This window comes from Pseudomonas sp. BF-RE-25 (assembly GCF_019956105.1).
Classification (GTDB): Bacteria; Pseudomonadota; Gammaproteobacteria; order Pseudomonadales; family Pseudomonadaceae; genus Aquipseudomonas; species Aquipseudomonas migulae.
Window position 1 is genome coordinate 35,790 of sequence record NZ_JAHBDB010000044.1, and the last position, 19,598, is coordinate 55,387.

The window sequence follows — 19,598 nt, forward strand, 5'->3', positions numbered from 1 at the left end:
GATGCAGCGATTTTCCAACACGTTTTTTGGCCGGACATCGACAGATGCCCGGTTTTTGTCGTGCCCGCGAAAGGGAGTGCTGATCCATGGCTGAAGCGCTCTCCCTGCCTCCAGTGCCCGAGCCGCCGAAGGGCGAGCGCCTGAAAAACAAGGTCGTGCTGCTGACCGGCGCCGCTCAGGGCATCGGCGAGGCGATTGTTGCGGCCTTCGCCTGCCAGCAAGCCAGGCTGATCATCAGCGACATCCAGGGCGAGAAAGTCGAAAGCGTCGCAGCGCATTGGCGCGCCCAAGGCTTCGATGTTCAGGCGATCAAGGTTGACGTATCCAATCAACAAGACCTGCACGCGATGGCAAAAAGGGCCGTCGAGTTGCATGGCCGCATCGACGTGCTGGTCAACTGCGCCGGCGTCAACGTGTTCCGCGATCCGCTGGAAATGACCGAAGAAGACTGGCGCCGCTGCTTTGCCATCGACCTCGATGGCGCCTGGTTCGGCTGCAAGGCGGTGTTGCCGCAAATGATCGAGCAGGGCATCGGCAGCATCATCAACATCGCCTCGACCCATTCCACGCACATCATTCCCGGCTGCTTCCCGTACCCGGTGGCCAAGCACGGTCTGCTCGGCCTGACCCGCGCCCTGGGCATCGAATACGCGCCGAAAGGCATTCGCGTCAACGCCATTGCACCGGGTTACATCGAAACCCAATTGAACGTCGATTACTGGAACGGTTTTGCCGACCCGCAGGCTGAGCGTCAGCGCGCTTTCGATCTGCATCCGCCGCGGCGCATTGGCCAGCCGATTGAAGTGGCGATGACGGCAGTCTTCCTGGCCAGCGATGAAGCGCCGTTCATCAACGCCTCGTGCATCACCATCGATGGTGGGCGCTCGGTGATGTACCACGACTGAATAACCGGGTTTCAGGCGCGGAATTACGCCTGAAATCCAATCATCATACGATATGACTATTTGCTACAACGTTTGCACCGGCTTTGAAAAATAACGCTCAAAAAAAATAACAAGGAGTCAGCTTATGAATCGTCGTCGTGGGATCCGTTCCCTGTGCTGTGCCGCTTTGGCGGTCACCGCGGTCAGCCTCAGCAGCAGCTTGCTGGCGGCCGAGGAAGTGAAGATCGGTTTTCTGGTCAAGCAGGCGGAAGAGCCCTGGTTCCAGACCGAATGGGCCTTCGCCGAAAAGGCCGGCAAAGAGAAAGGCTTCAAGGTCATCAAAATCGCCGTGCCGGACGGCGAGAAAACCCTTTCCGCCATCGACAGCCTGGCTGCCAACGGCGCCAAGGGCTTCGTGATTTGCCCGCCGGACGTGTCCCTAGGCCCGGCGATCATGGCCAAAGCCAAACTCAACGGTTTGAAAGTGATTGCCGTGGATGACCGCTTTGTCGATGCCAGCGGCAAGTTCATGGAAGACGTTCCGTACCTCGGCATGGCGGCGTTCGAAGTCGGCCAGAAGCAGGGCGCGGCGATGGCCGCCGAAGCGAAAAAACGCAACTGGGACTGGAAAGACACCTACGCGGTGATCAACACCTACAACGAACTCGACACCGGCAAGAAGCGCACCGACGGTTCAGTCAAAGCGCTGGAAGACGCCGGTATGCCAAAAGACCACATCCTGTTCTCGGCCCTGAAAACCCTCGACGTGCCGGGCAGCATGGACGCCACCAACTCGGCGCTGGTGAAACTGCCGGGCGCGGCGAAAAACCTGATCATCGGCGGCATGAACGACAACACCGTACTGGGCGGCGTACGCGCCACCGAGAGCGCCGGGTTTGCCGCCGCTAATGTGATCGGCATCGGCATCAACGGCACCGACGCCATCGGCGAACTGAAAAAGCCCAACAGCGGCTTCTTCGGCTCGATGCTGCCAAGCCCGCACATCGAGGGTTACAACACCGCCAGCATGATGTTCGAGTGGGTCACCACCGGCAAAGAGCCGGCGAAGTACACGGCGATGGACGACGTGACCCTGATCACGCGCGACAACTTCAAGCAGGAACTGGAAAAGATCGGCCTCTGGAACTGAGGCGCGGTTGATTTCATCGGCGGCCCTGGCGACGGGGCTGCCTGATCTGTGTGATGAGGTGTTTTATGCACGCGCAAGTACAGACACAACACGACAGCGTCGGCGGCAGCCTGCGCTTCAACGGGATCGGCAAGACCTTTCCCGGGGTGAAGGCACTGGACGGCATCAGCTTCGTCGCCCATCCGGGTCAGGTTCATGCCTTGATGGGCGAGAACGGCGCCGGCAAATCGACCCTGCTGAAAATCCTCGGCGGCGCCTACACGCCGAACAGCGGCGACCTGCAGATCGGCGAGCGAACGATGGTCTTCAAATCCACCGCCGACAGCATCGGCAACAAGGTCGCGGTGATCCATCAGGAGCTGCACCTGGTCCCGGAAATGACCGTGGCAGAAAACCTGTTCCTCGGTCATCTGCCCGCCAGTTTCGGCCTGATCAATCGCAACGCACTGCGACAACAAGCGCTGGCCTGCCTCAAGGGCCTGGCCGATGAAATCGATCCGCAGGAGAAAGTCGGGCGCCTGTCTCTCGGGCAGCGGCAACTGGTGGAAATCGCCAAGGCGTTGTCCCGTGGCGCGCATGTGATCGCGTTCGACGAACCGACCAGCAGCCTCTCGGCGCGGGAGATCGATCGCTTGATGGCGATCATCGGGCGCCTGCGCGACGAAGGCAAAGTGGTGCTTTACGTCTCCCATCGCATGGAAGAAGTGTTCCGCATCTGCAACGCGGTGACAGTGTTCAAGGACGGCCGCTACGTGCGCACCTTCGAGGACATGAGCGAGCTGACCCATGATCAATTGGTCACGTGCATGGTCGGGCGCGACATTCAGGACATCTACGATTACCGCCCGCGCAAGCGTGGCGCGGTGGCGTTGAGGGTCGACGGTCTGCTCGGGCCGGGCTTGCGTGAGCCGGTGAGTTTCGATGCGCACAAAGGCGAAATTCTCGGGCTGTTCGGGCTGGTGGGGGCAGGGCGAACCGAGCTGTTTCGCATGCTCAGCGGCCTTGAGCGCAACACCGCCGGGCGCCTGGAATTGCGCGGGCATGAACTGAAATTGCGTTCACCCCGCGATGCGATTGCCGCCGGCATTCTGCTGTGTCCCGAGGACCGCAAGAAGGAGGGCATCATGCCGCTCTCCAGCGTCGCCGAGAACATCAATATCAGCGCGCGCGGCGCCCATTCCACCTTCGGTTGCCTGTTGCGCGGCCTGTGGGAGAAGGACAACGCCGACAAGCAGATCAAGGCGCTGAAAGTGAAGACGCCCAGCGCGGCGCAGAAAATCATGTACCTGTCCGGCGGTAATCAACAGAAGGCGATTCTCGGCCGCTGGCTGTCGATGCCGATGAAAGTCCTGCTGCTCGACGAGCCGACTCGCGGCATCGACATCGGCGCCAAGGCCGAGATTTACCAGATCATCCATAACCTGGCTGAAAGCGGCATCTCGGTGATCGTGGTGTCCAGCGACCTGATGGAAGTGATGGGTATTTCCGACCGCATCCTGGTGCTCTGCGAAGGCGCGATGCGCGGCGAACTGTCCCGTGACGAGGCCAATGAATCCAACCTGCTGCAACTGGCTTTGCCGCGCCACCGCGCTGACGGCGTGGCGAACTGAGAGGTGACTATGATGACAACCCAAAACAACGCTCTGCCCACCCAGCGCAAACCTCTGGACCTGCGGCGCTTTCTCGATGACTGGGTGATGCTGCTCGCGGCCGTCGGGATCTTTGTGCTCTGCACCTTGCTGATCGATAACTTCCTTTCGCCGCTGAACATGCGCGGTCTGGGCCTGGCGATTTCCACCACCGGGATAGCCGCGTGCACCATGTTGTATTGCCTGGCGTCGGGGCATTTCGACTTGTCGGTGGGCTCGGTGATTGCCTGTGCCGGCGTGGTCGCGGCGGTGGTGATGCGCGACACCGACAGCGTGTTTCTCGGTGTGGTGGCGGCGCTGTTCATGGGCTTGATCGTCGGGCTGATCAACGGGATCGTGATCGCCAAGCTGCGGGTCAATGCATTGATCACTACGTTGGCGACCATGCAGATCGTTCGCGGTCTGGCCTACATTTTTGCCAATGGCAAAGCGGTGGGCGTGTCGCAAGAGTCGTTCTTCGTCTTCGGTAACGGCCAGTTGTTTGGCGTGCCGGTGCCGATTCTGATCACCATTGCCTGTTTCCTGTTTTTCGGCTGGCTGCTGAATTACACCACCTACGGGCGCAACACCATGGCCATCGGCGGCAACCAGGAAGCGGCGCTGCTGGCCGGGGTCAACGTTGACCGGACCAAGATCATCATCTTCGCCGTGCACGGTGTGATCGGGGCGTTGGCCGGGGTGATTCTGGCGTCGCGGATGACTTCCGGCCAGCCGATGATCGGCCAGGGTTTCGAGCTGACGGTGATCTCGGCGTGTGTGCTTGGCGGGGTTTCGCTCAGTGGCGGGATCGGCATGATCCGGCATGTGATTGCCGGGGTGTTGATTCTGGCGATCATCGAGAATGCGATGAACCTGAAGAACATCGATACGTTTTATCAGTACGTGATTCGCGGTTCGATTTTGCTGCTGGCTGTGGTTATCGACCGCCTGAAACAACGCTGAGATTTTTGTTGTCTGTGCTGGCCCCTTCGCGGGCAAGCCTCGCTCCTACAGGTTATGTGTCGTGCACGGATTACGCGACTGACATATAACCTGTAGGAGCGAGGCTTGCCCGCGAAGGCGATGTACCTGATTCACCTCGCGACCGCATCCTTCCGTCACTCCCCCTAAATATGTCTTGCCTGTTACAAGTCGTTTCGGGTATCAATTTGTACATGATTAGACAGGTACGATTTGACAAGAAACAACGGGTGGTCGACGAACTCATCCGGCGCATTGAAAGCGGCCTCATGGAGGACGGCTTTCAGTTGCCGGGCGAGCATCAGTTGGCTCAAGAATTCAAAGTCAGCCGAGGTACGCTGCGTGAAGCCCTGGCCGAATTGAAACGGCGCAACTACATCGCGACGCAAAGCGGTGTCGGTTCCATCGTCACGTTCGACGGGGTGGTGCTCGATCAGCGCAGCGGTTGGGCGCAGGCGCTGGCCGACAGCGGGGCGCTGATCAATACCGAAGTGCTGCGGCTCGAGGCGGTGACTCGCCCCGACCTGCTGCCGCGTTTCGGCACTGACCAATTCATCACCCTTGACCGCCGCCGTCGTTCCACCGACGGCAAGCTGGTTTCCCTCGAACGCTCATTGATGCCGGCTACCGGGGGCCTGGAAAGCCTGCCGCGTGTCGGCCTGATCGACAATTCCCTGACCATCACCCTGGCCGCCTACGGCTACATCGGCGAGCGCGGCGATCAATGGATCGGTGCCGAACCCTTGAACGCCGAAGACGCCGAGCTGCTCGGTCGTCCGGTCGGCACGGTGTTCCTCAAAGCCTTGCGCACCACCTACGACCGGCAGAACCGCTTCATGGAGCAGGTTGAAAGCCTGCTCGATCCCGTGCACTTTCGCCTGCACCTGCAATTTGGAAACCCACAATGACCGCGCTCAATCGTGCACTGGGCGCGTTTTACGGACTGGCCCTGGGCGATGCGCTGGGCATGCCGACGCAATCGCTGAGCCGCGCCGTCATCAAGGCGCGTTTCGGTGAAATCACCGATCTGCAAGACGCCGGCCCCAATCAACCGATTGCGGCCAACATGCCTAAAGGCTCGATCACCGACGACACCGAACAGGCGATTCTGGTCGGTCAGTTGTTGATCGACGGCAAGGGCAGGATCGAACCGTCGGTATTGGCGCAACGGCTGATCGAATGGGAAGCCGCGATGCAGGCCAAGGGCTCGCAGGATTTGCTCGGGCCGTCGACCAAACGGGCGATCGAGATGATCCTCGCCGGTCATTCGCCGGAAGAAGCGGGGCGCTACGGCACCACCAACGGCGCGGCGATGCGCATCACGCCCGTCGGCATTTCGGCGGATGTCCGCGATCCCGAGCGTTTCATCAACGCCGTGGTGCAGGCCTGCCAGGTCACCCACAACACCACGCTGGGCATCTCCAGCGCGGCGGCGGTGGCGGCGGTGGTCTCGGCCGGCATCAACGGCATGGACCTCGGCGAGGCATTGAACCTCGGCCAGCAAATCGCCCAGCAAGCGGAAAGCCACGGTCACTGGGTCGCGGGCGGACGCATTGCCTCGCGCATCAGTTGGGCGCGGACGATCAGCGTCGACAGCGACAAGGCGATGCTGGCGGATTTGATGTACGACGTGATCGGCACGTCGGTGGCTTCGCAGGAGTCGGTGGTGGTTTCGTTTGCCCTGGCGCAGCAAGTGGCCATCGGTGAAATAAATGCCTTCGACGCGCTGTGCATGGCCGCAGGTCTGGGTGGCGACACCGACACCATCGCGGCGATTCTGGGGGCCATGCTCGGGGCTTGTCTGGGGCTTGAGAGTTGGCCGGTGGCGATGATCGACAAGGTCAAAGCCGTTAATGCGTTGGAGTTGGAACCGTTGGTGCAGGGCCTGTTGGCTTTGCGTTGACTGGGCTGACGCCATCGCGAGCAGGCTCACTCCCACAGGTACGGCGTGTACCGTGAGGTTTGCACTATCCCTGTGGGAGCGAGCCTGCTCGCGATAGGCGCACCGCATATTTGAAAAATTCACCCGCAATGGATCGCACAACTACGGCCAGGATCGCCGGGATGTTATGTCGACTTCCGCAATTGCCCATAACCACAACAAAGGCAACAGGAGCATTTCACATGAGTTCATCGAACGCCGGGCAAAGCGCCGGGCAACTGGAAACCCGTGGCATCGAGCCGGTGCCGGAAGCCGAATGCAACGGGCATCCGCTGCAGCTGTTCTGGGTCTGGTTCGCCGCCAACATTTCCATCCTCGGCCTGCCGCTCGGCGCTACGCTGGTGGCGTTTCGCGGGTTGGCGATCTGGCAGGCGATCATCGTCGCGATCCTCGGCGCTGCCGGTTCCTTTGCCGTCGTCGGGATCATTTCCATCGCCGGCCGCCGTGGCCGTGCACCGAGCCTGACGCTGTCGCGGGCGATCTTCGGCGTACGTGGCAACATCGGCCCGACCCTGGTTTCGCTGATGTCGCGGCTGGGTTGGGAAACCGTCAACACCACCACCGCCGCGTTCGTGTTGCTGTCGCTTTGCTCGATCCTGTTCGGCTCGCCGGTGGAAGCCAAAAGCGCGCCGGTGCTGACCCTGATCTTCATCGCGATTTTCGTGCTGCTGACCTTGTCGGTGTCCGGCCTCGGTCACGCGACGTTGCTGGTGATTCAGAAGTGGGCGACTTATGTGTTCGGCGCGCTGAACATTCTGGTCGGCGGTTTCCTCTGCGCCACCATCGACTGGAGCGCCGTGTTCAACGCCACGCCTGCACCGCTTAGCGCAATGATCATCGGCGTCGGCACCATGGCCGCCGGCACCGGGATCGGTTGGGCCAACGCCGGCGCGGACATGTCGCGTTATCAGCATCGCAGCGTCAAGGCGGCACGTCTGGTGGCTTCCGCCGCGTTTGGTGCCGGGATCCCGCTGGTGTTGCTGATCACCCTCGGCGGCCTGCTGTCGGTGGGCAACAATGACCTGGCCTCGGCCACTGACCCGATCATCGCGATCCGCGACATGCTGCCGACCTGGATGGCCGTGCCGTACCTGATCACTGCGTTCGGCGGCTTGCTGCTGTCGAACAACCTGTCGGTGTATTCCGCAGGCTTGACCACGCTGACCCTCGGCCTGAAGGTCAAGCGCGTCTACGCCGTGGTGGTCGACATCGTGGCGATTTTCGCCGGTTCGATTTACTTCATGCTGATCGCCGACAGTTTCTACGGCCCGTTCATCACCTTCATTTCGCTGCTGGCCGTGCCGATCACGGCGTGGGTCGGGATCTTCGTCGTTGACCTGATTCATCGTCATTACTACAGCCCCAAAGACTTGCTGGACGTCAGCCCGAGCAGCGCCTACTGGTATCGCGGCGGCGTCGAGTGGCGTGCTTTCGGTGCGTGGGCCCTGGCGATCGTGCTGGGTTTCAGCTTCACCACCATTGGCACCACCGAACAAACCGTCTGGTTCCGTGGGTTCCTCTCCGACTCGTGGCTGGGGCATAACGGCCTTGGCTGGATCGTGACGTTCCTGGTCGCCGGCGGGATTTATTTTGTACTCGGCGGGGCCAGGGATCGCCGCGCCGCGTCGCTCGAGAATGCTCATGCCTAAAATGTTGCACACCGGCCAGGTCATCATCGACCTGGTCATGGCCGTGGATAAACTGCCTCAGCCCGGCGGCGACGTACTGGCGCAATCCGCCAGTTTCGAAGCCGGCGGCGGGTTCAATGTGATGGCCGCCGCTCAGCGTAATGGCTTGTCGGTGGTTTACCTGGGGCGTCATGGCACGGGTCGTTTCGGCGATCTGGCGCGTGAGGCGATGAAGGCTGAAGGCATTCGCATCGGCATTGCTCACAGTGCTGAACGAGACACGGGGTTGTGCGTGGCGATCACGGACGCCTCGGCTGAACGTAGTTTTGTTTCCTACATCGGTGCCGAAGGTGAAGTGTCCGCAGAGGATTTGAACAGCGTAGCGGCGCAGGCGGGCGACTATGTCTACGTCAGCGGCTACAGCCTGCTGCATGTCGGCAAGGCTCAGGCGCTGGTGGATTGGGTGTTGGCGTTGCCGAGTGCAGTCAACGTGGTGTTCGACCCGGGCCCGCTGGTGGAGTCACCCGATGCGCCGTTGATGCAGGCGTTGTTGCCGCGCATCGATGTGTGGACCAGCAACAGCGTCGAGGCGCTGCGGTTTACCGGGGCGTCGGACATTGCCGAGGCGCTGGATCGACTGACCGATCATCTGCCGTCGAAGGTGTTGATGGTGGTTCGCGACGGTCCGCAGGGGTGCTGGATCCATCAGCATGGCGAGCGTCAGCATGTGCCGGGTTTCAAGGTTGAGGCGGTGGACAGCAACGGCGCCGGGGATGCCCATGCCGGGGTGTTTGTGGCCGGGTTGGCGCGCGGGTTGTCGGCGGGTGAAGCGGCGCGGCGGGCGAATGCGGCAGCGGCGCTGGCGGCGACTCGGTGGGGGCCGGCGACTTCGCCTGGGGCGGATGAGGTGGATGCGTTGATCAGTAAAACTTTCGGCGCCTGATCTGACGTCTTCGCGAGCAAGCCTCGCTCCTACAAGGATCGCGTAGTTCCTGTAGGAGCGAGGCTTGCCCGCGAAGGGGCCCTCAAACGTTTACACGTCCAGCTTGCGCGCCACCTCAACCCCAGCCGCACCAAGCTTGATCGGCTTTCATCGACGTTCATGGATACTGATGAACGACGAACCGTTCAGGCCTGTTGCAACGTTTTGACCGTGTAGCGGCGCCAGATCAGGCGGCCCACGGTGATCAGCCAGTTCAACAGCGCCACGGCGAGAACGGTGAGCAACAGTGTCGCCATCCCGTGTTCGACTATGATCTTCCCGGCCAGCAACGGAAAGCCGAACACACCAATGAAGTACGACAGGCTGAACAGCAGCAACGCTTGCGCGGTGGTGCCGTGCGGCGCTTCATTCGCCGCCAGGCCGTTGATCACCGAATACGTCAGCCCGTAACCGACCCCAAGCATCATCGCCGCGAGCACGTAGCTCAAGCCGCTGTCGACCACGAAACCGAACATCACAATCGAAACCATCATCAGCCCCGACAACAGGCAGGATGCGCGGAACGGATCGCGCTTGACCACGAATCCGGCAATCACCATCCGGCTGCTGATTGCCGCGCCCATGAAGCCGAAAAAGAACAGCGAGTAATCCAGCGAACGAGACGCCGCGTAGCTGGTCTGGAAACTCGACAGACCACCGAAGACGCAGCCGCCGAGGCCGACCATGAGGATCGGGAACACTGCGCGGGACGATAAAATCTGCCGGGTTGCACGCCAGGAAATGCGTGCGACCGCAGCGGCCGGCGAGGGCGCTTTTTTCAGCTGCGCATCCAGTCGCCAGAACAGCAACACGCCGATCAGGCTGGCCAGCGCCGCGAGGTAAAACGCCGCCGTTACGGGATAGCCCAGCGCACTGGCCGCGCGGCCCAGCAACGGGCCGCTGCCGATCCCGGTCATCATGCTGCCCGACAGCAGCGCGAAATATCTGGCCCGTTGTGCAGGCGTCACAAGGCTCGCGACGATGATCGGCCCGAGCGTATAGAAAACGCCCCAGCCCAAACCCAGCAACAAGCCGAAAAACAGCAGCAGATGGCCGAAGCCCGGCGTCAGTGCAAAGCCCAGGCTGGCCGCCACCAGCAGCACGCCGAACAGCGCAATCGAACGCGCCGCGCCAAGCCAGTCGGACAAGTGCCCGGAAACGATCACCGCCGCAAACGTACTGAGCATCGCCGCCGAAATCACGCTCCCGGCATCGTGTTCATTACCGCCGCGCGAGCCGATCAACAGCGACAGCAAAAACGTCGAGCCGTAGGACAGCGACAGCAAATAACTGGCGAGGCAAAACAGGCCGAACAGTTTGCTGGAGACCTGAGGTGGAGCAGTAGACATGACGCGCTTCCTTGACCCGATAACGGAGAGTGTCATCTATCTATCATGCAAGGCGCCGATGTTAGGTCTGAGGTTATCGATTCCAGGGTTAGTGGTGGGCGGAGTAATGCACTCAGCCGATGCCGATTTCTTCCTTGAACAGCTCCATGAAATTTTTCAAACGTTCATGCCGGATGCGGGCCAGGCGTTGACCGGTGAGGGTCTGGAAGCCGTCTGCCAAGTGCAGCAGCTTGGTCTGGAAATGATCGAGGCAAAAGCGCTTGTCATCGTATTCCCGCGCATTCGCTTCCGGGTCTTGTGGGTCATACAGAGCGCTGCCCATGCGACCGGCAATGTAAAAAGTGCGCGCAACGCCGAGCATCCCGAGGGAATCGAGACGGTCGGCGTCCTGCATGATTTTCGCTTCGAGGGAACTCGGGGTGATGTTGGCAGAAAAGCTGTGGGCCTCTATGGCGTGTACAACGGCGCTGATTTTTGCGCTGGGCCAGTGCATGTCGGTCAACACTGCAGAGGCCTTCTCGGCTGCCAGCCGCGATGCTTGCGAACGCAACGGCGAGTTCTTCTCCACCGACACGCAATCATGCAAAAGCACCGCTGCCAGCAGCACTTCAATATCGCCACCTTCCTCGGCATGAAGAGTGCGCACGTTGTGCCAGACCCGCTGCAGGTGCGACAGATCGTGGGCGCCGTCTTCCGAGGGTTCCAGTGCGTGGGGCAGCAACCTGGCGGCGAGGATTGGCAGCGGCGCGAAAGCATCAGTCGTCATAAACGTCCTGTTAAGTGAAAACGGTTGGGGCAGCGGCTCCACATCCTCCATAGATCAGCTTTGAATTTCCAGTGTGACGAGCGTTGCGCGCCGACTTAGTATGGCGTTTTCCACTTTTGACGAAGGCACGTCCATGACGATCGAAATCCGCCCGGCGACCCCCAGCGATGCACCGCAAATCCTCGCGTTCATCACTGAATTGGCCGATTACGAACGTGCCCGCCACGAAGTCATCGCCAGCGTCGCCGACATCGAGCGCAGCCTGTTCAGCGAAGGCGCCACCGCCCACGGCCTGATCTGCCTGCGCGACGGTTTGCCGATCGGCTTTGCGGTGTTCTTCTTCAGCTATTCCACTTGGCTGGGCAGCAACTGCCTGTACCTCGAAGACCTCTACATCACTCCCGAGCAGCGCGGTGGCGGGGCCGGTAAAACCCTGCTGCGCCACTTGGCGAAAATCGCCTGTGCCAATGATTGCGGGCGTTTTGAGTGGAGCGTGCTGGACTGGAACAAGCCGGCTATCGAGTTCTATAAATCCTTGGGTGCGCAGCCACAGGAAGAGTGGGTGCGGTATCGGATGGATGGCGCGGTGCTAAGGGATTTTGCTGCGGGCAATTGACCCCCTTAAAAGATCGCAGCTTCGCTGGCTCCACACTGAAAATGGTTGTAAACCCAACCTGTAGGAGCCGGCTTGCTGGCGATGGCAAACTCAAGAGCAACCCAATACTTTGAGAGTGGATCGCCAGCAAGCCGGCTCCTACAGGGTTGAATTCGATGGTTGATGCATCGCAGAAATTGAAGCTGCGATTTTTTTTGCCTGCAGCAATCAGATCCCATTATATGGGATGTGTATTTATATATTGAGATATCGCCGCGTCAGGGTTTATAGTCCAGCTCACTCACTGCCAATAAACAAAACAGGTGAAGCGATGCTGGCGCAATTGATCGCGCTCGATTGGGGGACAACCTCATTACGTGCTTACAAACTCGCGGCAGGTGGCCAGGTGCTCGAACAGCGTTCGCTGTCATCGGGAATCATGCAGCTGCCCCGGACGCCGCGAATCATTAACGGTCTGGCATGCACCGACGGTTTCGAACTGGCCTTTGACGAGGCCTGCGGTGACTGGCTCGATGAGCAACCCGGTTTGCCGGTGATTGCCTGCGGCATGGTCGGCAGCGCGCAAGGCTGGCGCGAAGCGGCCTACCGTGACACGCCGGCAAACGTTGCCAATCTCGGAACTTCCCTACAAACCATTCGCAGTCTTCGCGGTATCGATGTGCACATCGTGCCGGGCGTGATTCAGCGTTCGCGCCTGCCGAACGTGATGCGCGGTGAAGAAACCCAGGTCCTCGGCGTGCTGCAAAACCTGGCGGGCGAGGCGGGCAGCGATCTGTTGATCGGCCTGCCGGGCAGCCATTCGAAATGGGTGGAAGTGGCCGACGGCTGCATCGTGCATTTCGACACCTTCATGACCGGCGAAGTCTTCGCGGTGCTCAGCGAACACAGCATTCTCGGGCGCACCCAGCAACGCGGTGGGTCTTTCGATGGCGACGCGTTTGACCGTGGCGTGCAAGTGGCGCTGTCGGCGGACGGCGAAATCGGCCCGCTGTCGACGCTGTTCAGTGCCCGCAGCCTCGGGCTGACCGGCGAGCTGAGCGGCAGTGCGCAACCGGATTACTTGTCCGGCCTGTTGATCGGCCATGAGCTGTCGGCGCTGGCCACGGTTCAGCGGCGTCGGCGCAACAGCGTTCATCTGCCGTCGATCATTCTCATCGGTAATTCCCAACTCTGTGCCCGTTACAGCCGGGCGCTCGACGCCTGCGGTTTTGCCCGAGTGACGCTGGCCGAACAGGCCACCGAACGCGGGTTGTGGCAACTGGCGCTCGCCGCCGGGCTGATCACTCCAAACCCATCCCGTTAAACCTGACTGGAGGTCTGACATGCTCAAACAAGCATTGGCGCAAAACGGTCTGATCGCAATCCTGCGTGGCCTGCGCCCGCAGGAAGCGGCAGCTATCGGAGAAGTCCTTTACGCAGCCGGATTTCGCGTCATCGAAGTGCCGCTCAATTCCCCCGAGCCGTACGAAAGTATCCGCATCCTGCGCAGTACCTTGCCTGCCGATTGCCTGATCGGTGCCGGCACGGTGTTGACGCCGGAGCAGGTCGAGCAAGTGAAAGCCGCCGGCGGGCAGGTCATCGTCATGCCCCACAGCGATCCCAAAGTGCTGCGCGCCGCGAAGGCCGCCGGGTTGTTCCTGTCGCCTGGCGTGGCGACACCGACCGAAGCGTTCGCTGCACTGGCTGAAGGCGCGGACGTGCTGAAGATGTTCCCCGCCGAGCAAATGGGCCCGGCGGTTGTAAAAGCCTGGCTGGCGGTGTTGCCCGCCGGGACGATTCTGGCGCCGGTGGGCGGGATCACCCCGGAGAACATGCAGGTGTTTATCGACGCGGGCGTGAAGGGCTTCGGCCTCGGGTCCGGGTTGTTCAAACCGGGCATGACTGCGGCGCAAGTGGCGTCCAACGCCAAGGCCTACGTCGCTGCATGGAACGCTCTGCGTTAAGACTTTTTTGGCGCCGAGCGCGCTGCATCTAATAAGAGAGAGAAGAGATGAAAATCACCAAACTGACCACCTTCATCGTTCCGCCGCGCTGGTGCTTCCTGAAAGTGGAAACCGACGAGGGCGTGACCGGTTGGGGCGAGCCCGTGGTCGAAGGCCGTGCCCACACGGTGGCGGCTGCCGTTGAAGAATTGTCCGACTACCTGATCGGCAAAGACCCACGCAACATCGAAGACATCTGGACCGTGCTGTATCGCGGCGGCTTCTACCGGGGCGGTGCGATCCACATGAGTGCGCTGGCCGGTATCGACCAGGCATTGTGGGACATCAAGGGCAAGGCCCTGGGTGTGTCGGTCAGCGACCTGCTCGGCGGTCAGGTGCGCGACAAGATTCGTGTCTATTCGTGGATTGGCGGTGATCGTCCGGCAGACACCGCGCGCGCCGCGAAAGAAGCGGTCAGCCGTGGTTTCACTGCGGTGAAAATGAACGGCACCGAAGAGCTGCAATTCCTCGATTCCTTCGAGAAAGTCGACCTGGCCCTGGCCAACGTTGCCGCCGTGCGTGATGCGGTCGGCCCGAACGTCGGTATCGGTGTGGACTTCCATGGCCGGGTGCACAAGCCCATGGCCAAGGTGCTGATGAAGGAACTCGATCCGTACAAACTGATGTTCATCGAAGAGCCGGTGCTCAGCGAAAACTACGAAGCGCTGAAGGAGCTGGCGCCGCTGACCAGTACACCGATTGCCCTCGGCGAGCGTCTGTTCTCGCGTTGGGACTTCAAGCGCGTACTCAGCGAAGGTTACGTCGACATCATCCAGCCGGATGCTTCTCATGCCGGTGGCATCACCGAGACTCGCAAGATCGCCAACATGGCCGAAGCCTACGACGTAGCGCTGGCGCTGCATTGCCCGTTGGGGCCGATTGCACTGGCGGCGTGTCTGCAACTGGATGCGGTTTGCTACAACGCGTTCATCCAGGAACAGAGCCTGGGTATCCACTACAACGAGAGCAACGACCTGCTGGATTACGTCAAGGATCCACGGGTGTTCGATTACGACAAAGGCTTCGTGAAAATTCCGAACGGCCCGGGCCTGGGGATCGAGATCAACGAGGAATACGTGATCGAACGCGCGGCGGTCGGGCATCGCTGGCGCAACCCGATCTGGCGCCATGCCGACGGCAGTTTTGCTGAGTGGTGATTTAACGCCGTCCTTGTAGGAGCGAGGCTTGCCCGCGAAGGCGTCAGTAATGGCGCCCTCGCCAGTGCGGCAGACCGAGGTGCAGCATTCGCGGGCAAGCCTCGCTCCTACAGTTTTTCGATTCGTCCTTTGACCTCAATAAACATAAGAAGAGGCATTCCCCATGCAACCGCAAACCCTCACGGGGCAGGCGTCGTTGGTGGCGCCCAGCCGCAAGCGTTTTTTCATCATGGTCCTGCTGTTTATCACCGTGGTGATCAACTATCTGGACCGCAGCAACCTGTCCATCGCCGCCCCGGCGCTGACCAGTGACCTGGGCATCGACCCGATCCACGTCGGACTGATCTTCTCCGCGTTCGGCTGGACCTACGCCGCCATGCAGATCCCCGGCGGCTGGCTGGTGGATCGCGTTCCGCCGCGCATCCTTTATAGCCTCGCCTTGCTGCTGTGGTCGATCGCCACGGTGATGCTCGGTTTCGCCGCCAGCTTCATTGCGCTGTTCGTCTTGCGCATGGCGGTCGGTGCGCTGGAAGCACCGGCGTATCCGATCAACAGCCGCGTAGTCACCACCTGGTTCCCGGAGCGCGAGCGCGCCACGGCCATTGGTTTCTACACCTCCGGCCAGTTCGTCGGCCTGGCGTTCCTGACGCCGGTACTCGCCTGGTTGCAGCATGAATTTGGCTGGCACATGGTGTTCGTCAGCACCGGTGCGGTGGGCATTCTCTGGGCGGTGATCTGGTACGCGGTGTATCGCGAACCGCGGGATTTCAAAGGCGCCAATGACGCTGAAATCGACCTGATCCGCGAAGGCGGCGGGCTGGTGGATATTCAGGCCGAGCAAGCGAAGGTCAAGGCCAAATTCAGCTGGACCGACCTCGGCATCGTCCTGACCAAGCGCAAGTTGTGGGGCATTTACCTTGGCCAGTTCTGCCTCAACTCGACGTTGTGGTTTTTCCTGACGTGGTTCCCGACCTACCTGGTGAAGTACCGCGGCATGGATTTCATCAAGTCCGGCCTGCTGGCATCGTTGCCGTTTCTCGCCGCTTTCGTCGGCGTACTCTGTTCCGGGTTCTTCTCCGACTTCCTGATCCGTCGCGGCTACACGGTGGGTTTCGCCCGCAAGTTGCCGATCATTGGCGGCTTGCTGATTTCCACCTCGATCATCGGCGCCAATTTCGTCGAATCGACGCCGCTGGTGATTGCCTTCCTCGCCTTGGCGTTCTTCGGCAACGGTCTGGCTTCGATCACCTGGTCACTGGTTTCAACGCTGGCACCGGCACGCTTGTTGGGGCTGACCGGCGGGGTGTTTAACTTCATCGGCAACCTGTCGGCGATTGCCACGCCGATTGTCATCGGTTTCCTCGCCAGCGGTGATTCGTTCGCTCCGGCGATCACCTACATTTCGGTTCTGGCGTTGTTGGGGGCGCTTTCCTACATTCTGCTGGTCGGGAAGGTCGAGCGTATCAAGTTGTAGTCGTAGCCGTCGGGCGACCATAATGCCGCCCGTTCACTCGCTCAACGGTAAAGGCTGGATATGCAGGAAGACGCCCCAAAAATCGCCAAGGACGCCGCGCCGACCGGCACTCAGACCCTGCTTCGCGGTCTGGGTGTGGTTCAGGCCGTGGCCAGTGGCGCCCGCGATCTCAAGGAAATCGCCCGGCTGATCGGCACGACGCGCAGCACCACCCATCGTCTGGCCAGTTGCCTGGTGGACGAGCGTTATCTGCGCGTGGTGCCGCAAGTCGGTTATTTGCTGGGGCCGAAGCTGATCGAGCTGGGCTTTCAGGCGCGTGAGGAATTGCCGCTGGTCACGTTGGCCGGTCCGTATCTGGATGAGTTGTCGGCGTTGACCGGCGACACCATTCACCTGGCGATTCGCGAGGGCGACGAAGTGCTGTACCTGCACAAGAATCCGGGGCGCAATGGTCCGGAAATGCGTTCGCGGGTTGGCCACCGCATGCCGTTGGCGCGCACCGGGATCGGCAAGGCGCTGATGCTCGATGACACGCAGGAAGAATGGCAACGGCTGTACGAAGTCAGCCTGCCGGCGGGTGGGAAAAATCAGTTCTGGCCGCAGCACCCGGAGCAATCCTGGGAGCAGTTTCAGCAGCGCATGATTGAGTACGTGGCGGGCGGTTACGCCTTCGACCTGGAAGACAACGAACCGTCGATCCGCTGCGTGGCGGCGCCAATCCGTGACGCGAGCAAGCGCATCGTCGCCGGCATCAGCATCGCCAGCACCGTGCCGTACATGCCGCTGGAAAAAATGGCCGAGCTGATTCCCCTGATCAAAGGGGTCACGGCCCGGCTCTCGGCGGAACTTGGCTTGAAGGTATAAACCGCTAAGGTTTAGACCTTCAGCGTCGCCATGTCGATGACGAAGCGGTACTTCACGTCACCGGCGATCATGCGGGCGTAAGCCTCGTTGATCTGGCGGATGTCGAGCATTTCGATGTCGCAGGTGATGTTGTGCTCGGCGCAGAAATCCAGCACTTCCTGGGTTTCGGCGATACCGCCGATCAGCGAGCCGGCCAGTACACGGCGGCCCAGCACCAATTTGGCCGCGTGGACCGGTGGATCAATCGGTTCAATCAACCCCACCAGAATGTGCACGCCGTCGAAACGCAGCGTGTCGAGGTAGGGATTGAGGTCGTGCTGCACCGGAATGGTGTCCAGCAGAAAGTCGAAATGGCCGGCAGCGGCTTTCATCTGCTCGGCATCGGTGGACACGATCACATGGTCCGCGCCCTGACGACGACCTTCTTCAGCCTTGCTTGCCGAGCGGGTGAACAGCGTGACTTCCGCGCCCATTGCCTTGGCGAACTTGATGCCCATGTGGCCGAGGCCGCCCATGCCGAGAATCCCGACCTTGTCGCCCGCTTTCACGCCGTAGTGCTTGAGCGGCGAGTAGGTGGTGATGCCCGCGCAGAGGATCGGCGCGGCGCTGGCCAGGTCAAGTTTTTCCGGGATGCGCACCACGAAGTGCTCGCTGACCACGATGCTGTCGGAGTAACCGCCCATGGTGTTGCTGCCATCGACCCGGTCGGGTGTGGCGTAGGTCATGGTCGGGCCTTCGAGGCAATATTGTTCGAGGTTGGCCTGGCAGGCTTCGCAGCTGCGGCACGAATCGACCATGCAGCCGACGCCGACCAGATCGCCGACTTTATGTTGGGTGACATTCGCACCGATGGCGGTCACTTTGCCTACGATCTCGTGGCCGGGCATTAGCGGGTAAACGGCAATGCCCCACTCATTGCGCGCCTGATGGATGTCGGAATGGCAGACGCCGCAGTAGAGAATCTCGATCGCCACGTCGTCGGCACGCGGGCTGCGGCGTTCGAATTTCACGGGGGCAAGGGGAGTGGTGGCCGACTGGGCGGCGTATCCGATGGCGGTGTACATGGTGGACCTCGCAAAAAGCATGACAGGTGAGGCGGCGCATTCTGGGCGCCGTACCTTTGCGCGGCCATGGCGATTCCTCCGGGTGTCATGCCTATTCCTCCGGCATCTGCGTTCGTTGGGTCCAATGGGCAATCAGACCTGCGATGATGCTTTCATCCCTTTTTCCGTGATTATTTTGTGAAGAGCTCCCATGTTGTTGACCCGTCATCTCGATGCCAATGCCACGCTGGTTTCGCTGATTGAGCCACTGGCGACCCGCGACGGTTTCACCCAGACCGGGTTGCCCGGTGTGCAAGTTCTGCGCGCCAGTTGTGACGTCGCCCGTGGCCCGCATATTTATGAACCGAGCCTGATGATCATCGCCCAGGGCAGCAAACTGGCGTATCTGGGGCCGCGAACCCTGGAGTACGGCGCCGGGCATTACTTGATTCAAGCGTTGCCGGTGCCGTTCGAGTGCGAAACCTTTGCCTTGCCGAATGCGCCGCTGCTCGGGGTTTCCGTGGCGATTGACCGGGTGCTGCTGGGGGAATTGGTGCTGGCGATGGGACTGGCGCCGGGGCGGCACATTGCGGCGCAGACGCCGGAGTCGATGACCTCGGTAGTGCTCGACGACGGCATGCGCGGCTGTGTGGAGCGGTTGTTGCGTTGTCTGCACGATCCTCTGGAGGCGCGGATCATGGGGCCGTCACACCTGCGCGAGTTGTTGTTCGTCGCGTTGCGCGGGCCGCAGGCGGATGTGTTGCGCGCGCTGGTGGAACAGCAGGGGCAGTTCGCCCGTGTCGCGGCGTCGATCAGCCATTTGCATGCGCACTACGCCGAACCCTTGAACGTCGAGACCCTGGCCAGTTGCGCGAACATGAGTGCGTCAACTTTTCATGAGCATTTCAAGCGCAGCACGTTGTTGTCGCCGGTGCAGTATTTGAAGCGTTTGCGCTTGCTCAAGGCGCAGACGTTGCTGGTGGCGGAGGGCTTGGGCGTGGCGCAGGTGGCGCATCGGGTCGGGTATCAGAGCACGTCGCAGTTCAGTCGGGAGTACAAGCGTTACTTTGAGCGTAATCCGGGAGATGAGCGCGCTGCCTGAACCGTTGCGAACCCCTGTAGGAGCCGGCTTGCCGGCGATAGCAGTGTGCC

The 19,598-nt window shown here is 61.1% G+C and carries 18 protein-coding genes; 15 read left to right on the plus strand and 3 right to left on the minus strand.

The annotated features are described in order from the left end of the window. The first annotated feature begins 86 nt into the window (after positions 1–86). The 8 genes from KGB24_RS19660 to KGB24_RS19695 all read left to right on the plus strand — a co-directional run bounded on the left by KGB24_RS19660 (position 87) and on the right by KGB24_RS19695 (position 9,156). On the plus strand, positions 87–905 hold the full coding sequence (locus KGB24_RS19660; RefSeq protein WP_008031626.1) for an SDR family oxidoreductase: 819 nt from the start codon (positions 87–89) through the stop codon (positions 903–905). A gap of 124 nt (positions 906–1,029) precedes the next feature. Further along, entirely contained in the window at positions 1,030–2,034 is a 1,005-nt protein-coding gene (locus tag KGB24_RS19665) for a substrate-binding domain-containing protein (protein WP_008031628.1), read from the plus strand. A gap of 65 nt (positions 2,035–2,099) precedes the next feature. Then, positions 2,100–3,644, plus strand: a complete 1,545-nt coding sequence (araG, locus tag KGB24_RS19670) for an L-arabinose ABC transporter ATP-binding protein AraG (RefSeq protein ID WP_223415224.1) — start codon at positions 2,100–2,102, stop codon at positions 3,642–3,644. 12 nt (positions 3,645–3,656) lie between these two features. Beyond that, a complete protein-coding gene (gene araH / locus KGB24_RS19675) occupies positions 3,657–4,625 on the plus strand; it encodes an L-arabinose ABC transporter permease AraH (protein WP_032828927.1) in 969 nt (322 codons plus the stop codon). 212 nt (positions 4,626–4,837) lie between these two features. Further along, complete coding sequence (locus KGB24_RS19680) at positions 4,838–5,551, plus strand: GntR family transcriptional regulator (protein ID WP_032828923.1); 714 nt, start codon at positions 4,838–4,840, stop codon at positions 5,549–5,551. Further along, complete coding sequence (locus tag KGB24_RS19685; protein WP_223415223.1) at positions 5,548–6,546, plus strand: ADP-ribosylglycohydrolase family protein; 999 nt, start codon at positions 5,548–5,550, stop codon at positions 6,544–6,546. Before KGB24_RS19680 ends, KGB24_RS19685 begins: the two co-directional genes overlap by 4 nt. A 221-nt stretch (positions 6,547–6,767) precedes the next feature. Next, positions 6,768–8,234, plus strand: coding sequence for a purine-cytosine permease family protein (locus KGB24_RS19690; RefSeq protein WP_008031640.1), 1,467 nt, complete (start codon positions 6,768–6,770; stop codon positions 8,232–8,234). Then, positions 8,227–9,156: a PfkB family carbohydrate kinase gene (locus KGB24_RS19695; RefSeq protein WP_223415222.1), complete on the plus strand. Its 930-nt coding sequence runs from the start codon at positions 8,227–8,229 to the stop codon at positions 9,154–9,156. Before KGB24_RS19690 ends, KGB24_RS19695 begins: the two co-directional genes overlap by 8 nt. A 185-nt stretch (positions 9,157–9,341) precedes the next feature. Here the strand turns inward: KGB24_RS19695 and KGB24_RS19700 are convergent, their stop codons facing one another. Further along, on the minus strand, positions 9,342–10,544 hold the full coding sequence (locus KGB24_RS19700; RefSeq protein ID WP_223415221.1) for an MFS transporter: 1,203 nt from the start codon (positions 10,542–10,544) through the stop codon (positions 9,342–9,344). A 112-nt stretch (positions 10,545–10,656) separates the two neighbouring features. After that, positions 10,657–11,310, minus strand: a complete 654-nt coding sequence (locus KGB24_RS19705; protein ID WP_008040870.1) for an HD domain-containing protein — start codon at positions 11,308–11,310, stop codon at positions 10,657–10,659. 133 nt (positions 11,311–11,443) lie between these two features. Here KGB24_RS19705 and KGB24_RS19710 point away from each other — a divergent pair, with 133 nt between their 5' ends. The 6 genes from KGB24_RS19710 to KGB24_RS19735 all read left to right on the plus strand — a co-directional run bounded on the left by KGB24_RS19710 (position 11,444) and on the right by KGB24_RS19735 (position 17,403). After that, a complete protein-coding gene (locus tag KGB24_RS19710; RefSeq protein WP_008034765.1) occupies positions 11,444–11,926 on the plus strand; it encodes a GNAT family N-acetyltransferase in 483 nt (160 codons plus the stop codon). Positions 11,927–12,236: 310 nt separating this feature from the next. Continuing rightward, on the plus strand, positions 12,237–13,229 hold the full coding sequence (locus tag KGB24_RS19715; protein ID WP_223415220.1) for a 2-dehydro-3-deoxygalactonokinase: 993 nt from the start codon (positions 12,237–12,239) through the stop codon (positions 13,227–13,229). Positions 13,230–13,248: 19 nt separating this feature from the next. Then, on the plus strand, positions 13,249–13,869 hold the full coding sequence (locus KGB24_RS19720; protein ID WP_008032870.1) for a 2-dehydro-3-deoxy-6-phosphogalactonate aldolase: 621 nt from the start codon (positions 13,249–13,251) through the stop codon (positions 13,867–13,869). Between the two features lie 47 nt (positions 13,870–13,916). After that, entirely contained in the window at positions 13,917–15,065 is a 1,149-nt protein-coding gene (dgoD, locus tag KGB24_RS19725) for a galactonate dehydratase (protein WP_007903915.1), read from the plus strand. Between the two features lie 163 nt (positions 15,066–15,228). Then, a complete protein-coding gene (locus tag KGB24_RS19730; protein ID WP_008032871.1) occupies positions 15,229–16,539 on the plus strand; it encodes an MFS transporter in 1,311 nt (436 codons plus the stop codon). A gap of 60 nt (positions 16,540–16,599) precedes the next feature. Beyond that, positions 16,600–17,403, plus strand: coding sequence for an IclR family transcriptional regulator (locus KGB24_RS19735; protein ID WP_008032872.1), 804 nt, complete (start codon positions 16,600–16,602; stop codon positions 17,401–17,403). Between the two features lie 11 nt (positions 17,404–17,414). On the opposite strand, the gene KGB24_RS19740 is transcribed toward KGB24_RS19735, so the two are convergent. Beyond that, a complete protein-coding gene (locus KGB24_RS19740) occupies positions 17,415–18,467 on the minus strand; it encodes an NAD(P)-dependent alcohol dehydrogenase (protein ID WP_008032874.1) in 1,053 nt (350 codons plus the stop codon). 190 nt (positions 18,468–18,657) lie between these two features. Between KGB24_RS19740 and KGB24_RS19745 the strand changes: the two genes are divergently transcribed. Further along, positions 18,658–19,548: an AraC family transcriptional regulator gene (locus tag KGB24_RS19745; protein ID WP_207286294.1), complete on the plus strand. Its 891-nt coding sequence runs from the start codon at positions 18,658–18,660 to the stop codon at positions 19,546–19,548. Positions 19,549–19,598: the final 50 nt, after the last annotated feature.

Coding starts and splice junctions, on each gene's coding strand:
- araH (WP_032828927.1), top strand. CDS start 3,657: ATGACAACCCAAAACAACGCTCTGCCCACCCAGCGCAAACCTCTGGAC.
- KGB24_RS19680 (WP_032828923.1), top strand. CDS start 4,838: ATGATTAGACAGGTACGATTTGACAAGAAACAACGGGTGGTCGACGAA.
- KGB24_RS19700 (WP_223415221.1), bottom strand. CDS start 10,544: ATGTCTACTGCTCCACCTCAGGTCTCCAGCAAACTGTTCGGCCTGTTT.
- dgoD (WP_007903915.1), top strand. CDS start 13,917: ATGAAAATCACCAAACTGACCACCTTCATCGTTCCGCCGCGCTGGTGC.
- KGB24_RS19660 (WP_008031626.1), top strand. CDS start 87: ATGGCTGAAGCGCTCTCCCTGCCTCCAGTGCCCGAGCCGCCGAAGGGC.
- KGB24_RS19745 (WP_207286294.1), top strand. CDS start 18,658: ATGTTGTTGACCCGTCATCTCGATGCCAATGCCACGCTGGTTTCGCTG.
- KGB24_RS19705 (WP_008040870.1), bottom strand. CDS start 11,310: ATGACGACTGATGCTTTCGCGCCGCTGCCAATCCTCGCCGCCAGGTTG.
- KGB24_RS19690 (WP_008031640.1), top strand. CDS start 6,768: ATGAGTTCATCGAACGCCGGGCAAAGCGCCGGGCAACTGGAAACCCGT.
- KGB24_RS19720 (WP_008032870.1), top strand. CDS start 13,249: ATGCTCAAACAAGCATTGGCGCAAAACGGTCTGATCGCAATCCTGCGT.
- KGB24_RS19695 (WP_223415222.1), top strand. CDS start 8,227: ATGCCTAAAATGTTGCACACCGGCCAGGTCATCATCGACCTGGTCATG.
- KGB24_RS19710 (WP_008034765.1), top strand. CDS start 11,444: ATGACGATCGAAATCCGCCCGGCGACCCCCAGCGATGCACCGCAAATC.
- KGB24_RS19730 (WP_008032871.1), top strand. CDS start 15,229: ATGCAACCGCAAACCCTCACGGGGCAGGCGTCGTTGGTGGCGCCCAGC.
- KGB24_RS19735 (WP_008032872.1), top strand. CDS start 16,600: ATGCAGGAAGACGCCCCAAAAATCGCCAAGGACGCCGCGCCGACCGGC.
- KGB24_RS19685 (WP_223415223.1), top strand. CDS start 5,548: ATGACCGCGCTCAATCGTGCACTGGGCGCGTTTTACGGACTGGCCCTG.
- araG (WP_223415224.1), top strand. CDS start 2,100: ATGCACGCGCAAGTACAGACACAACACGACAGCGTCGGCGGCAGCCTG.
- KGB24_RS19740 (WP_008032874.1), bottom strand. CDS start 18,467: ATGTACACCGCCATCGGATACGCCGCCCAGTCGGCCACCACTCCCCTT.
- KGB24_RS19665 (WP_008031628.1), top strand. CDS start 1,030: ATGAATCGTCGTCGTGGGATCCGTTCCCTGTGCTGTGCCGCTTTGGCG.
- KGB24_RS19715 (WP_223415220.1), top strand. CDS start 12,237: ATGCTGGCGCAATTGATCGCGCTCGATTGGGGGACAACCTCATTACGT.